Annotated in this window: 12 protein-coding genes; 8 read left to right on the forward strand and 4 right to left on the reverse strand. The window is 63.6% G+C overall.

The window, feature by feature from the left end; all coding sequences use genetic code 11:
• The first annotated feature begins 112 nt into the window (after nucleotides 1-112).
• From AAGA11_06435 to AAGA11_06445, 3 genes are read left to right on the forward strand one after another with little or no spacing between them, the layout of a single operon-like run.
• Entirely contained in the window at nucleotides 113-2947 is a 2835-nt protein-coding gene (locus tag AAGA11_06435) for a molybdopterin-dependent oxidoreductase (protein MEM9602480.1), read from the forward strand.
• A complete protein-coding gene (locus AAGA11_06440; protein ID MEM9602481.1) occupies nucleotides 2944-3699 on the forward strand; it encodes a 4Fe-4S dicluster domain-containing protein in 756 nt (251 codons plus the stop codon). Before AAGA11_06435 ends, AAGA11_06440 begins: the two co-directional genes overlap by 4 nt.
• Before the next feature lie 4 nt (nucleotides 3700-3703).
• Nucleotides 3704-4615 carry a DmsC/YnfH family molybdoenzyme membrane anchor subunit gene (locus AAGA11_06445; GenBank protein MEM9602482.1) on the forward strand — a complete coding sequence of 304 codons (912 nt, stop codon included), beginning with the start codon at nucleotides 3704-3706 and terminating at the stop codon, nucleotides 4613-4615.
• Between the two features lie 137 nt (nucleotides 4616-4752).
• On the opposite strand, the gene AAGA11_06450 is transcribed toward AAGA11_06445, so the two are convergent.
• Entirely contained in the window at nucleotides 4753-4902 is a 150-nt protein-coding gene (locus tag AAGA11_06450; protein MEM9602483.1) for a hypothetical protein, read from the reverse strand.
• Between the two features lie 58 nt (nucleotides 4903-4960).
• The gene (locus AAGA11_06455) at nucleotides 4961-6022 is read right to left on the reverse strand and encodes an ester cyclase (GenBank protein MEM9602484.1); all 1062 of its coding nucleotides are present in this window, start codon (nucleotides 6020-6022) and stop codon (nucleotides 4961-4963) included.
• A 247-nt stretch (nucleotides 6023-6269) separates the two neighbouring features.
• On the opposite strand from AAGA11_06455, the gene AAGA11_06460 reads away from it, so the two are divergent.
• Both AAGA11_06460 and AAGA11_06465 read left to right on the forward strand, forming a co-directional pair.
• Entirely contained in the window at nucleotides 6270-7550 is a 1281-nt protein-coding gene (locus AAGA11_06460; protein MEM9602485.1) for an amidohydrolase family protein, read from the forward strand.
• A 134-nt stretch (nucleotides 7551-7684) separates the two neighbouring features.
• Nucleotides 7685-8506, forward strand: coding sequence for a cyclase family protein (locus AAGA11_06465; GenBank protein ID MEM9602486.1), 822 nt, complete (start codon nucleotides 7685-7687; stop codon nucleotides 8504-8506).
• Between the two features lie 315 nt (nucleotides 8507-8821).
• On the opposite strand, the gene hisI is transcribed toward AAGA11_06465, so the two are convergent.
• Nucleotides 8822-9295: a phosphoribosyl-AMP cyclohydrolase gene (gene hisI / locus AAGA11_06470; GenBank protein ID MEM9602487.1), complete on the reverse strand. Its 474-nt coding sequence runs from the start codon at nucleotides 9293-9295 to the stop codon at nucleotides 8822-8824.
• Nucleotides 9296-9443: 148 nt separating this feature from the next.
• On the opposite strand from hisI, the gene cysS reads away from it, so the two are divergent.
• Nucleotides 9444-10784: a cysteine--tRNA ligase gene (gene cysS, locus AAGA11_06475; protein ID MEM9602488.1), complete on the forward strand. Its 1341-nt coding sequence runs from the start codon at nucleotides 9444-9446 to the stop codon at nucleotides 10782-10784.
• Nucleotides 10785-10902: 118 nt separating this feature from the next.
• Here cysS and AAGA11_06480 read toward each other — a convergent pair whose 3' ends face one another.
• Entirely contained in the window at nucleotides 10903-12525 is a 1623-nt protein-coding gene (locus AAGA11_06480) for an amidohydrolase (GenBank protein ID MEM9602489.1), read from the reverse strand.
• A gap of 496 nt (nucleotides 12526-13021) precedes the next feature.
• Here AAGA11_06480 and dusA point away from each other — a divergent pair, with 496 nt between their 5' ends.
• Complete coding sequence (dusA, locus tag AAGA11_06485) at nucleotides 13022-14002, forward strand: tRNA dihydrouridine(20/20a) synthase DusA (protein ID MEM9602490.1); 981 nt, start codon at nucleotides 13022-13024, stop codon at nucleotides 14000-14002.
• Nucleotides 14003-14138: 136 nt separating this feature from the next.
• Entirely contained in the window at nucleotides 14139-14735 is a 597-nt protein-coding gene (locus tag AAGA11_06490) for a YjbE family putative metal transport protein (protein MEM9602491.1), read from the forward strand.
• The last annotated feature ends 22 nt before the right edge of the window (nucleotides 14736-14757 follow it).

Genomic DNA, 14757 nt, shown 5'->3' on the forward strand with positions numbered 1-14757 from the left:
CAGCAACCCGTGTACGCTTCTGGCCGGACGCGGACCGGCGCAGGCCGGACCGCTTGACCCCGTGCTGCACGCTGCGGTGCGGGGTGCCTTCTCCCCCCGACTGGAGCGCGCAATGGCGGCGTCACCCGAGCACCCCATAGAACTGTCTCCGCATGTGTCCGACGAGGTGCGCAAGACCACGTGTTACATGTGCGCCTGTCGATGCGGCGTGGAAGTCCACCTGCGCGACGGCAAGGTCCGCTACCTCCAGGGCAACCGCGATCACCCGGTGAACCAGGGCGTGCTCTGCGCCAAGGGCTCAGCCGGCATCATGCAGCACTACTCACCTGCGCGGCTGAAGAAGCCGCTCAAGCGGGTGGGCGAGCGCGGCAGTGGCCAGTTCGTCGAAATCGAGTGGGAAGAAGCGCTGCAGACAGCTGTGGACTGGCTCGCGCCAGTGCGCCGCGACGACCCGTCTAAACTCGCCTTCTTCACCGGACGCGACCAGTCGCAGTCGTTGACGTCCTGGTGGGCGCAGCAGTTCGGCACGCCAAATTACGCCGCGCACGGCGGTTTCTGCTCGGTCAACATGGCTGCCGCCGGCATCTACACCATGGGCGGCGCGTTCTGGGAATTCGGCTCGCCGGACTGGGAGCTGACCGAATACTTCATGATCTTCGGCGTCGCCGAGGACCACGACTCGAACCCGATCAAGATCGGCCTCGGCAAGCTCAAGGCGCGCGGCGCCAAGATCGTCGCCGTCAACCCCGTGCGCACCGGCTACAACGCCGTGGCTGACGAGTGGGTCGGCATCACGCCCGGCACAGACGGGCTGTTCGTACTCGCACTGGTGCAGGAGCTGATCCGCGCCGGCAAGGTCGACCTGAACTACCTAATCCGCTACACCAACGCGCCGCACCTCGTGGTGCACAACCAGGGCGGTGCCGACCACGGCCTGTTCGCGCGCGACGCCGATGGCCAGTGCCTGGTCGCCGACCGCCGCACGGGCGCGGTGCACGCCGCCAACGACACCGACGCCAAGCCTGCGTTGACCGGCGAGTTCGACCTGCCCGACGGTGGCAAAGCCGTGCCGGTCTTCGCTCTGATGGCAGAGCAGTACGCGGACGCGCGCTACACGCCCGAAGCGGTCTCTGCGCAGTGTGGCGTGCCGGCGGAGACGATTCGCCGAATCGCGCGCGAGCTCGCCGAAGCGGCCTTCGAGCGTGAGGTGGTGATCGAACAACCCTGGACCGATCACCTCGGCCGGCAGCACGAGCGTATGATCGGGCGTCCGGTGAGCTGCCACGCCATGCGCGGCATCTCGGCGCACGCCAACGGCTTCCAGACCTGCCGCTCGATTCACCTGTTGCAGATCCTGCTGGGCTCGGTCGAAGTGCCCGGCGGGTTCCGCTTCAAACCACCGTACCCCAAGCCCGTCGAGGCGCACCCGACGCCGCACACGGATCACGCGCCGGGCACACCGCTCGGTGGTCCGCACCTCGGTTTCGTGCGCGGTCCGGAGAACCTGCAGATCAACGATGACGGCTCGCCGCGGCGAATCGACAAAGCGTTCAGTTGGGACGCACCGATGTCCGCGCACGGCCTGATGCACATGGTCATCAGCAACGCGGCTGCAGGTGACCCCTACCCGGTGGATGTGCTGTTCATGTACATGGCCAACATGGCCTGGAACTCGTCCATGAACACCACGGACGTCATCGACATGCTCACGCGCAAGCGCGCGGACGGCGAGTACCAGATTCCCAAGATCATCTACTCGGACAGTTACTCCTCCGAAATGGTGTCCTTTGCGGACCTGGTGCTGCCGGACACCACCTACCTCGAACGCCACGATTGCATCTCGCTGCTCGACCGGCCGATCAGCGAACCCGACTGCGCGGCCGACGCGATCCGCTGGCCCGTGGTTGAACCGGACCGCGACGTACGGGGTTTCCAATCGGTGATCATCGACCTCGGCGCGCGGCTGGGCCTGCCGGGCTTTGTCGACGGCGACGGCAAGGCCGTGTGGCAGGACTACGCCGACTACATGATCAACCACCAGCGTCGGCCGGGTGTCGGACCGCTGGCCGGCTGGCGTGGAGAAGACGAGTCGGGCGAGGGGCGCGGCGAGCCGAACCCCGAGCAGCTTGAGCGTTACATCGAAAACGGCGGTTTCTTCACCGCGCACATCCCGGATGCGGCTCGGTACTTCAAGCCCTGGAACCAGGCCTACCAGGACTGGGCCGTGAAGATCGGGCTGTTCGACAGCCCCCAGCCCTACACTTTTCAAATCTACGTCGAGCCGCTTCGGAAATTCCAGCTTGCCGCCGAGGGCCACGGCGAGCGGCAACCACCGGATCACCTGCGTGACCGGATCGCGTCGTGTTTCACACCGCTGCCGAGCTGGTATCCGCCGTTCGAAGGCGAACGCGTCGACGAGACCGCTTTCCCGTTACATGCGATCACGCAACGGCCCGCGGCGATGTACCACAGCTGGGGCTCACAGAACGCCTGGTTGCGGCAGATCCACGGTGACAACGCGCTCTACGTGCCAGCGGAAGTCTGTGACGAGGTCGGTCTGGAGAGTGGCGATTGGGCTTGGGTCAGCTCTCACCACGGGCGCATCAAGGCACCCGTGGTGCGCATGGAGGCGGTCAACGGCAAGACCCTCTGGACCTGGAACGCCATCGGCAAGCGCCGTGGGGCCTGGGCGCTCGCCGAGGGTGCGCCCGAGACCGAACGGGGTTTTTTGCTCAACCACCTCATCGATGAACTCCTGCCCGACCAGGGCGGCCACCGGGTGGCGAACTCCGACCCCATCACCGGGCAGGCGGCGTGGTTCGACTTGCGCGTGAACATCGAGAAAGCCGAGCCGGGCAATGAGGTCTCCGAGCCGCGCGCCGCCGCCCAGGTGTCGCCGGTCGGCATCGGGCAGGAGACGGTGCGCTACGGGGAGGAATGGACATGACGATGTTGCCCGAGACCCCGAGCGTCAAGCTCGGCCTGGTCATCGACCTCGACACCTGTGTCGGTTGTCACGCCTGCGCGGTGAACTGCAAGTCGTGGAACACCGGCGGCTACGGTGCACCGCTGTCGGATCTCGACGCCTACGGCTCGAATCCTGACGGCAGCTGGTTGAACCGCATCCACACCTTCGAAGTCACGCCGGACGAGGGCAAAGCCCAGCTGGTGCATTTCCCGAAGAGCTGTCTGCACTGCGACGACGCACCCTGCGTGACGGTGTGCCCGACCGGTGCGAGCTACAAACGCGCCGAAGACGGCATCGTGTTGGTCAATGAGGACCACTGCATGGGCTGTGGTCTCTGCGCCTGGGCCTGCCCCTACGGCGCACGCGAGCTCGACGGCGACGCCGGCGTGATGAAAAAGTGCACGCTCTGCGTGGACCGCATCTACAACGAGAACCTGCCCGAAGAGGACCGCGAACCGGCCTGTGTGCGCGCCTGTCCTGCGCGCGCGAGGCACTTCGGCGACCTTGCCGACCCGAACTCGGCCGTCTCCAAACTGGTGGCCGAGCGCGGTGGGATGGACCTGATGCCGGGGCAAGGCACCAAACCGGTCAACAAGTACCTGCCGCCGCGACCGCGACGGGAATCGAACACCGGAGCAACTGCAGCCGGCGCTGTCACCGCTGAGCGGCCACCCAACCCCGAGGGCGGTATCCTGGGGTGGCTCGATCGCGCGTTGGAATCCCTGGGGTAGCGCTATGCATCCAGCACCGTCTCTGATCGCTTTCACGACGCTGTCCGGCGTCGGCTTCGGCTTGCTCGCCCTTGTCGGCCTGGGTGCAGGTCCGAATGCCGTCGGCTTTGGTTGGGCCGCGTGCACCGTGGCGGGTGCGCTGTGCGTCACCGGTCTGCTGTGCTCGACGTTGCATCTCGGTCGTCCGGACCGTGCATGGCGGGCCTTGAGCCAGTGGCGCAGTTCGTGGCTCTCGCGTGAGGGTGTGCTGGCGATCGCGACCTTGGCGGTCTTTGCCCTCTATGCGCTGACGTGGCTGTTCGGGACGGGGCGCAGTGCAGTACTCGGTGTACTCATGTCTTCGCTGTCCGTGGCGACGGTCTACGCGACCGGCATGATCTACGGGCAACTCAAGACTGTCCCCACCTGGAGTTGCCCTTGGACACCCTGGAAGTTCCTCGCCCTCGGTTTGTCCAGCGGCAGCCTTGTGCTGCTGGCGCTGATCGGTTTCGCGGGTGAACGCGGCATCCTGTCGACCTTCCTCGCCACCGCCGCACTCGCGTTGGCGGCCGTGGTCGTGTTCAACTGGAAATCGTCTGCGGCCAAGGCGGATCTCGCGAGCGTGGGTGCCACGCCCGAGGAGGCGACCGGGTTGGGCCATATCGGCCGTGTTCGCCTGCTGGAATCGCCACACTCTTCGCCGAACTACCTGATGAAGGAGATGGTGTACAAGGTCGCCCGGCACCGCGCCAAGTCGCTTGCTCGGGTGGCGCTGATCGCCGGCCTGGTGGTGCCTGCCGTGCTCCTGGTGTTGGCCTTTCCGATCGGCGGCGGTTTCGTGGTGTTCGTCGCGGCGCTCTGCCATGTGGTGGGTATCCTGGCGCTGCGCTGGGCGTTCTTCGCCGAAGCCAAGCACGCGGTGTCGAGCTACTACTGACACCGCGCGGCGGCTGCGCCGCGCCCGGTCGCCTCAGGGCAGAAGCACGGTTGCCCCGAAGGGTGTGCCCGATGCGATCGCCTCGTGCGCGGCGACGGCGTCCAGCAACCGGTGCACGCGGTTCATGGCGGCGCCGATCAAGCCGTCGCCTGTCGCACGGCGTAGCCACCGACTGACGGGATGTTCGAGGCGACCCGGTCGCCCGTGTCAAAGCCGGTGAAACCGTCGTAGACGGTTTCGACAACACCGACCCCGTGATTCCCGATGACCACCGGCACGACGGGCACGGGCCAGTCCTGCTACCGCGTGCCCGACGCAGGACCGAGTGCGTGAGGCACCTGCGCTCTACGCATCGGACAGACCCTCAGCGGCGAGGCGCACCGGCCCGCACTGGCGCGCCTGGTTGAATTCACGCAGTCGGGCGAACACGTCGACACCCAGTTGCCGCCAGGCGTCGAGGATGTCGACCATGACCCAATTCTCCCGGATCAGGCCGTTCTCGACGCGCCAGAAGTCGAGCGAACACAGTGTGATGCGTTTACCCGCGGGCGCGATACCCATCCAGCCGTCGTGGGTGACGGTCTGAATCATGTCCGGCCAGCCGGTGACCGCTGCGTAGTTCCCGTCACCGAAGAAGTGGAAGGTGATGTCGTCGTTGGCGTGGCCTCGGTCGGGCATGGCATTGAGGAACGGGATCTGGTGCCAGTTGCGAAAACCGGCGATGCCGCGGGCGGTGCCGATGCCGGCAGGCCCGTACCAGTTCATGCGCGGGTGCCAGAAGCGCGGCATCTCCATGACCTCGGGCCCACCCTCGCTCGGGTGGCGTGTCATGTGCGCGAGCATGGTCACGATGTGGTCGCACGCTGTCGTGGCGGCGTCTCGGTTCCAGGGGCCCGGCACCAGGCCGTCCTGCGTTGCCGGGCCGGGCACGCAGAATTCCCGTCCGAGGCTCGGCGCCATCGGCCAGGCCTTGGCTTGCATCATCACCTCGGGGATATCCCACAGCGTCTGGCACTCGACCACCCGGTCGTTCTCGAAGCGGTAGAACTCGTGGAAGCGCATGTGGGTCAGGTGGCCCGTCGGCGGGATGCCGAGCCACGGAAGCACAAAGGTGCCGACGTAGTGACCGCCACACCCCACCCAGTGGCCACCGTGCTCGGTCTCGCCGGCCATGACAATCCAGTCGCGTCGCTCGAGGTCGGGCATGGCCTCGTGCAGCGGCCGGTAACACGTATCAAACAGGGCCTGCGGCCCGGTGAGGTCCCCGAAGGGGTGCGGCATGTGCACAGTGGCATCGTCCGTGAGCAGCTGCCGCAACGCCGCTTGCACGCCGTCGACGTCGCCGTCGTACAAGGTCTGACGCAAAGGCGCGAGTCGCGCCTTGTGTGTGGTATGTATGTCAGTCATGAGCGCTTCAGGTCGCCCTGTCGCGGGGCGGGTCGGTGGATTGGCGGCGCTATGATCGCACGCATGCCTGTGCGTCAGTACGATACGCGGAAGTCAACCGGCGTGGCCGGCTACCGCGGCCCACGTGTGATCCACTTCGATTCGGCGTGGTAGCAGCGCTCGCCTCTGAACGACACACCAGGCCACGGGTTGGTACACGCGTCACGCCACAAGCGCCCCCGGATGGGCCGAACACACAGGACAGAACATGTACGATCTGATTGTGAGAAACGCCACGCTCACCACAGGCGAGACCGGGGTCGACATCGCCTGTCGAGACGGCAGGATCATCGCTGTCGAAGCCGGGATACCTGCAACTGGGACAGAGGTGATCGATGCCAAGGGATACCTTGTGTCGCCGCCTTTTGTCGATCCGCACTTTCACATGGATGCAACCTTGTCACTCGGGACGCCCAGGGTGAACGTCTCGGGTACCTTGCTGGAGGGGATCGCGCTCTGGGGTGAACTCAAGCAGCTGCAATCCGTGGACGACATCATCGAGCGTGCGATGCGGTACTGCGAGTTGGCTGTCGCCAAGGGCATTGGGTGCATACGCAGTCACGTTGATACGTGCGACGACGCACTCAAGGGGGTGCAAGCGTTGCTCGAGGTGCGCGATCGATTGCGCGATTGCATCGACCTGCAGTTGGTCGCCTTTCCGCAGGACGGTTTGTTGCGGGATCCCACTGCGATGCGCAACACCGTTCGGGCGTTGGACATGGGGGTCGACGTGGTCGGCGGTATCCCGCACTTCGAACGTACGCAGGCAGACGGCGCCGAGAGCGTGCGACTGGCCTGTGAGCTTGCGGCTGAGCGCGGCCTGATGGTCGACCTCCACTGTGACGAGAGTGACGACCCACACAGCCGTCACGTCGAGACCCTCGCGTACCAGAGCCAGCGTCTGGGGCTGCAGGGTCGCGTGGCTGGCTCGCACCTCACCTCGATGCACTCGATGGACAACTACTATGTGTCGAAGCTGATTCCGTTGATCGCAGAGGCAGGTGTGAGTGTCATCCCCAATCCGGCGATCAATATCATGTTGCAAGGGCGGCATGACAGCTACCCCAAGCGGCGTGGATTGACGCGTGTACGCGAACTGCGAGACGCAGGTATTACAGTCGGTTTCGGCTCGGATTGCGTCATGGATCCCTGGTACTCGCTCGGCCGGGCAGACATGCTGGATATTGCGTTCATGGGACTGCACGTCGCTCAGCTGTCCAGTCTGGCTGACATGGCATGGTGCTTTGATGCCGTTACAACCGAATCTGCACGGATCATGGGCCTTCAGGGCTACGGACTCGAGAAGGGCTGTTACGCCGATTTTGTTCTCCTGCAGGCGCGAGACAAGATTCAAGCGGTCCGGCTTCGTGCGCACCGTCTTGCGGTGGTTCGACGCGGTAAGGTGATCTCGACATCGCCTGAGATCACGCATGCGCTTGGCGTGTTGTCGACCAACCTGCTGAATGAAGCGGGCTCCATCGGCCAGTGAGTGTCGGGTGCGACGATCAACGGCATGTTGTCCGCTGGCAGCGGGCTGGGATAGCATAAAAGTCGTGTGAACCTACCTCGACCAACCGTGTTCCCGCAGCTGTGGGTCCGCGCTGACCTCCGGAGAAAGTCGCCATGTGTCACCCCATCATCATGGAATACGTCAAAGGCAAAGCGCTCAGTCGGCGTGAGCTGTTCCGCGGCACAGCCGCTGCCGGCGCCGCCATCGTGGCCTCGTCGGCCATGGCGCCACGACCGGTTCTCGCCCAGGCGGCCAGTCGGGTGGTCGACATGACGCACACTCTCACCCACGACTTCCCGACCTACTTTGGCGAACAACAGTTTTTCGACGAAGACGTCTTCACGTACGCCGAGAACAGCTTCAACTTGAAGATGTTGCAGGTGAACGAACACACAGGCACCCACATTGACGCCCCGTTGCATTTCACGGACGGTGGCACATCGATCGACGAAGTCCCGGTGGAATCGCTTGTGTGTCCACTGGCCATCATCGATATCCGCGAAAAGGCGGCAGCGAATGCAGACGCCCAGGTAACGCCTGACGATCTGAAAGCGTGGATTGCCCAGCATGGTCCTATCCCGCCGGGCGCGTGCGTGGCGCAAAATGCCGGTTGGCAGTCGCGACTGGGTACACCCGGGTTCAGAAACGCCGATGACGAGGGCAAGATGCACTTCCCAGCGTTTCACGTCGAGGCGGTCAAGATGCTGCTCGAAGAGGCCGAGGTGGCAGGCATCGCAGTGGACACCTTGTCAATTGACTACGGGCTCTCGGCGGATTTCATTACCCACTACACGTGGTTGCCTGCAAACCGCTGGGCTGTCGAGAACATGGCCAACCTCGACCAATTGCCCGCGACCGGCGCCACCTTGATTGTGGGTGCGCCCAAGCACGCAGGCGGTACGGGTGGCCCTTGCCGGTTGATTGCCCTGGTTTGAGCCCAACGCGAGCCGATTCGGCTTCAGCTACGGGCTCAGATTGCCGCGTCGGTGTGCTGTGCTCCGCAGAGGGGTTGGTATCGCGGCGGGCACGGCTCCGGCGTGAGGGTGATTGAGGACAGTGAAACACCGGGGCGGCGTGCCGGTGACACGTCTGCCACGAGGAGCTCGGTGGTTGGTGCCGCGCTTGCGAGTACCGCCTGCCCGACGTGGTCTTGCGCACGGCGGACGTGAGACACTGCTGCAGGGCTGACGTGAGGCCACTGGCTTGCGTACACAAGACGTGGCCACGGTGGCGCGACGTCGCCCGTCTTGTCAGAGTCGGGTGGGATTCGGTGCGTCGCCGTAAACGGACTCGGGATCGAACGTCTTCGCCTGTTCAATGAACGTCAGCGGCTGACCCGCGTCGGGCCCAAAAGGCACGGAGCGGTAGAAACACGAACGGTTCCCGACGTGGCAGGACGCACCGGAGCCCGCCACGTCGACGCGCAGCAAAAGCGCATCCTGGTCGTCATCCACCCGTGCTTCTACGACCGTCTGTACGAGGCCGGATGTCGCGCCTTTTCGCCACAGCGTTTGTCTCGAGCGGCTGTAGTAGTGCGCCTCCCCAGAGCGCAGTGTCAGCGCCAAGGCGTCGGCGTTCATCCAGCCCAGCATCAGCACCTCGCCTGTCTGTGCATCGGTGGTGACGCAAGGCATCAACCCGTCGTTGCCAAACTTCGGCGCCAGCGCGTTGCCCTCTTCGACTTGATGCACGGAGAGCCTGTCCTGCAAAAGATCGTGTGCCATCTGCACCTCCGACAAAATGTTATATTATAACATTACAAATGTCGGTGGGAACGTGACTTGAGTCCGCCGGTGTTGCTCTGTCTGGCACCGACCGCACGCCAGTGCGGCACTCGCGCCGAAGTACCCAACTGATCTGCCGCTTTTACCCATGTTGCGATTGTTTAATTCGATGGGGCGTACCCTGGAGACGTTTCAGCCACGCGTCGCCGAGCACGTGCGTATGTACGTCTGCGGGCCGACGGTCTATTCCTTTGCACATATAGGCAATGCGCGGCCTGCGGTCGTTTTCGATGTGCTCGCCCGGGTCCTGCGCGAGCGCTATCCGAAGCTGACCTACGCACGCAACATCACAGACGTGGACGACAAGATCATCGCCGCAGCAGCGGCCGAGCGTGTGAGTTGTCGGTCGGTCTCTGCACGGTTTACCGAGGCTTACCACGCGGATCTCGCGGAGCTTGGCGTCAGGCCACCGGACATCGAACCGTTCGCCACTGCCCACATCGATCACATGATCGAGATGATCGATGAGCTGATAGCGGACGGGCACGCCTACACGGTCGATGGCCATGTCCTGTTCCACATTCCGTCTTTCCCAGCGTATGGGCAGCTTTCAGGTGTCGACCCGACTCAGATGCTAGCGGGTGCGCGTGTTGAAGTCGCGCCCTGGAAACGGGATCCCCGCGATTTCGTGCTGTGGAAACCTTCCCGGGCTGATCAACCCGGTTGGGCGAGCCCGTGGGGATTTGGCCGGCCTGGATGGCACATCGAGTGCTCGGCGATGATCCGTGCACACCTGGGAGAACAGATCGACATTCACGGGGGCGGTATTGATTTACGCTTCCCACACCATGAGAACGAGTTTGCACAAGGCACCCGCGCGCGGTTTTGGGTGCACAACGGTCATGTCACGGTTTCGGGTGCGAAAATGTCGAAGTCGCTTGGCAATATCGTGCTGCTGAGAGACCTGCTGCGAGACACGCCGGGGGAAGCCGTTCGCTACGCGTTGCTTCTGGCGCATTACCGCCAACCGCTCGACTGGACTGCGCAAACGGCATCTGCAGCACGCTCTTCCCTCGATCGACTGTACGGCGCCTTGCGCGGCCAGCCCCGAGTCGACGCGCGTCCCGAAGACATGGCGTCTGTTCTGGAAGGCTTGCACGACGATCTCAACACCCCCGCGGCTCTCTCGGCCTTGCACGCACTGGCGAATCGAGTCTTCACGACCGACGACCCTGCGCTGCGTTCCAGGCTGGCTGCAGCGTTGCGTGGCGGCGGCGCGTTGCTGGGACTGTTGCAACAGCACCCTGATGAGTGGGCTCAGGCCGGTGTCGCTGACAGCGATCGCATCGACGCCCTGGTGTCTGAACGGACACGGGCACGGGCTGAGCAGAACTGGGCACGCGCAGATGCCCTTCGTGCCCAGCTGTCCGGTCTCGGCGTGGAAGTCGAGGACCACCAAGGCGCCACTCGGTGGCACAAACGCCTGTGAGGGACAATCGGCACACCGGTTCCTCAGCGCACACATGCCATGCGGTTTCGCTGTTAAACGACCGCTGAAGGTCTTGCAAGTGCGTCCGGGGTATCGAGACGCGGGCCAGTTGTATTCCTCAGTGTGTGACCTGTCCGCCGAGCACGGTTGCAACAGGGCGGATGTCCTTGAGCGCTGTGGGATCAACGTGAAACGGATCGCTGTCGACAATGCAGAAATCGGCGCGCTTGCCGCATTGGATCGAACCGACTTCGTGATCCAGCTTCAACACATAGGCCGCGCCAAGCGTGATGCAGTGCAGCGCTTGCGCGACCGATATCTGTTGGCTTTCTCCCAACACGCGACCTTGTTCGCTCACGCGGTTGACGGCACACCACGCCGTCATCAGGGGCGCCATTGGCGTGACGGGCGCATCTGAGTGAATCGCAAAATCACCTTCCCAGACCGACCAGGCATCAGCACAGGCGTTCATTCGCGATGTTCGATCGGGGCCGAGTGTTCGAGTCCAATGTACATCGCCGAAATAGTAAAGGTGATTGGCGAACAGGTTGACCGTCAGACCCAGCGACCGCATGCGCTTGAACTGGCCGATTCCGGCGAGTTGCGCGTGTTCCAGTGTGTGGCGAAGGTCAGCGTCTGGTGCGCTCCGAATGGCGTCGGCGAAGGCGTCTATAGCGAGTTCGGATGCAGCGTCACCGTTGGTGTGAACGTGCGTTTTCACGCCCGCCCGGTGCAGTGCGCGCACGGTTGCGCGGAAGTGGGCTTCTTCCATGTTGCACATGGCATGGTCGGCCATTGCATAGTAGCCGGGCGGTTTCAGCATGGCGGTTCCGCCTTGAATTGAGCCGTCGGTGAACAGTTTGGCACGGCCCATCAGCAGTTTGCTGGTTGATTGCACGCGCAGTGCGAGAGCCCGTTGGGCCTCGAACTCAGGCTCGCCGGCCATTGCGTTCATGATCGGGACATAGCGTGCAGGGAAGTCTGGGTCTGCCGTGACCCGGTGTAACATCGCAACTTCGTCGTCGAAAAGATTGGAAAACAGGTCGGCCACTGTTGTCACGCCGCACCGCCGTGCGACCTGACCGTACGCTCTGACACCGTCCGCATCCGGTGACAGTTCGTTCTCCATTCCAACAACGCCCTTTACAAGTGCCATGGCTGCAAATTCGTGGAGCTCACCTGTGACGTCTCCGCTTGCATCGCGCACCACACCCTCGATATTGGTCTCGCGTCCGAGACCCGCCTTGTTCATCGCCACCGAGTTGGCGGTGAGGAGATGGCCGTTTGAGTGCACCACGGCTATGGGGCGCGTTGTTGATGCGTGGTCAAGGAGACTGCGGTCGAGGCGGGGTCCGTTGACGAAGCTCGGATCGAAACCCCACGCGACTATGGGCTGGCCCTCGGGCGTCTCATTGACGCGTTCACGGAGGCGAGTGATCAGCGCATCGTTGTCTTTGACTCCGGGCCAATCGCGCCCGTTCGGGTCAGTTCGCGTATAGTGTCCACAATAGGTGTTTCGCCACACACTGCCGGCTGATACGTGTGCGTGGGCTTCGACCAGACCGGGCAAGATCACCTGATCCTGGAAACCGTCGTCGTGGACCACCTCACCCCAACCTTCGGCACAGGCCGGACCACCCACGGCAACGACGCGCCCGTCACGAACGGCGACATGCGTTGCACTCGGGCAGTTCCGGTCCATTGTGATGATGCGTTTTGCTTGATAAACCGTGGTTTTCATGGCCTGCGTTTCTGGCGAACGGCGGACGGGCAACCATACACCACTGACGTGCAGCGATGCCGGTCCGCGGCACCTGTCGCTGAGCAGCACCAATACCCACGCGTTGCTTTGCGCCACCACGTCCTGTGTACGCGTGTACGTGTGTGCACGGGGCCTTTGTTTTGGCGAGCGAGAGTCGGCTTGTATACGAGTGCGGCAACCTAACAGTCTGAAGTCGACAGGCAATAGCTCGGTTTGTGTTGGCTTCTTGCCTATCGGCAATCGCCTGCGCGACACATTCGCGTCGCAAGCGGGCGAGGGCTCTCACGGTCGGTCCGTGGCGTAGAAGCGGGGTCGGGGCCGACCAGGACTCGGATTCGTTACGCGCTACCCGCGCCTGAGGGGGTTCGGCGTTACACTGTGGTCTGTGTTGTCAGACGAACGTGAGGCGGTCTGATCCGCATCAGGTGCGGTGTGTTCCGATCGCCTGGCAGTGCGTGTGGATCAAGAAAAGCGCATGCAGCAAACAGCAGAGAAATCGCACTACCGTCAATTCAGTGTCGCCCCCATGATGGCGTGGACGGATCGACACTATCGCATGCTGGCGCGCTCTATCAGTCGGCACGCGGTGTTGTACACCGAGATGGTCACCACCGGCGCACTGCGCCACAGCGACCCGGCGCGCCACCTCGACTACAACGCGCAAGAGCACCCGGTGGTGTTGCAGGTTGGTGGCTCGGAGCCCGACGACATGGCGTACGCCGCCGAACTGGCTGAACGGTGGGGCTATGCGGCCGTCAACATCAACTGTGGCTGCCCGTCCCCGCGTGTGCAGCGGGGCGCGTTTGGTGCCTGCCTCATGCAGACGCCGGAAACGGTAGCGGCTTGTGCGAAGGCGATGCAGGCCGCATCGTCGCTTCCCGTGACGGTCAAGTGCCGAATCGGTGTCGACCGCGACGACGCGTACGAGCCGTTGCTCCATTTCGTCTCCACACTGGCTGATGTGGGTGTCAGTCATTTCGACGTGCATGCGCGCAAAGCCTGGCTCGACGGCTTGAGTCCTGCGCAGAATCGCGAGATTCCACCCCTGCGCTACGGGTACGTCAAACGCCTCAAGTCTGAGTTGCCTGCACTCACGATCATCTTGAACGGAGGCTTGAGCGACTGGGAGACGGTCGAGCGCGAGTGGGTGTCGCTCGATGGCGTCATGGTAGGTCGGGAGGCGTACCGGAATCCCTGGTTCCTCGCGGATGTCGATCGTCAGGTAGCCGGCGAGGCTGGACCGGTGAGTCGGATGGCTGTGGCAGCAGCGTACCGGGACTACGTATTGGATCAGATCGATGCCGGTGTGCCGTTGATGGCGTGTTGCAAGCACGTGCTTGGCCTCTTCAATGGGCTGCCAGGTGCGCGTCAGTTTCGCCGCCAGCTGAGCGAGCACGGCCCACGCGCGCCGACCGACATTGGTGTGTTGGACCGCGCGCTCGAATGCGTCGCCTAAACACGGTCTGACAGTCAGGCCCGGGACGCTGGTGCCATCGACACCACGTCGACAGGCACCACGGGCGCTCTGATGTGCCGTGTATACTGGGGGTTTGCCATGCATGGCACACTGTGCCAGCTCACCGGGACAGGCTGTGGAACTCTTCCTCGACATCGTACAGATCATCTTCGCTGACATCGTGTTGTCAGGTGACAATGCGCTGGTCATCGGCATGGCGGCGGCTGGCCTGCCGCCGGAACAGCGCCGCAAGGCGATTTTCCTCGGCATGGCGATGGCGGCGGGCTTGCGAATTGTCTTCGCGATCATGGCAACCTGGCTGTTGCAGATACCGGGCATCCTGTTCTTCGGTGGCTTGCTGCTCGCGTTGGTCTGCTGGCGTTTCTACAAGGAGCTTCGGGCACACAACGCCGGGCCCGAGGGTCTCGAGACCGGCGAAAACGCACCGCGCACGCTGTTTCAGGCGCTCGTCACGATCACGTTGGCCGACGTGTCGATGTCCATTGACAACGTGGTTGCAGTCGCCGCAATTGCGCGGGAGGACACCGCGCTGCTGGTCTTTGGCCTGGCGCTCGCGATCCTCTTCATGGCGCTCTTCGCAACCTACATCATGAAGATCATGACGCGCTACCCGTGGTTGTCCTGGGCGGGCCTGATCTTCCTGATCTACCTCACACTGATGATGCTCTACGACGGCTGGCCGGAAGTCGCGCGCATGATCGGGGTCGGTTGAGGCCGCAACCGAGCCCGCTACC

The organism is Pseudomonadota bacterium (genome assembly GCA_039196715.1).
In the GTDB taxonomy this organism is placed as follows: domain Bacteria; phylum Pseudomonadota; class Gammaproteobacteria; order CALCKW01; family CALCKW01; genus CALCKW01.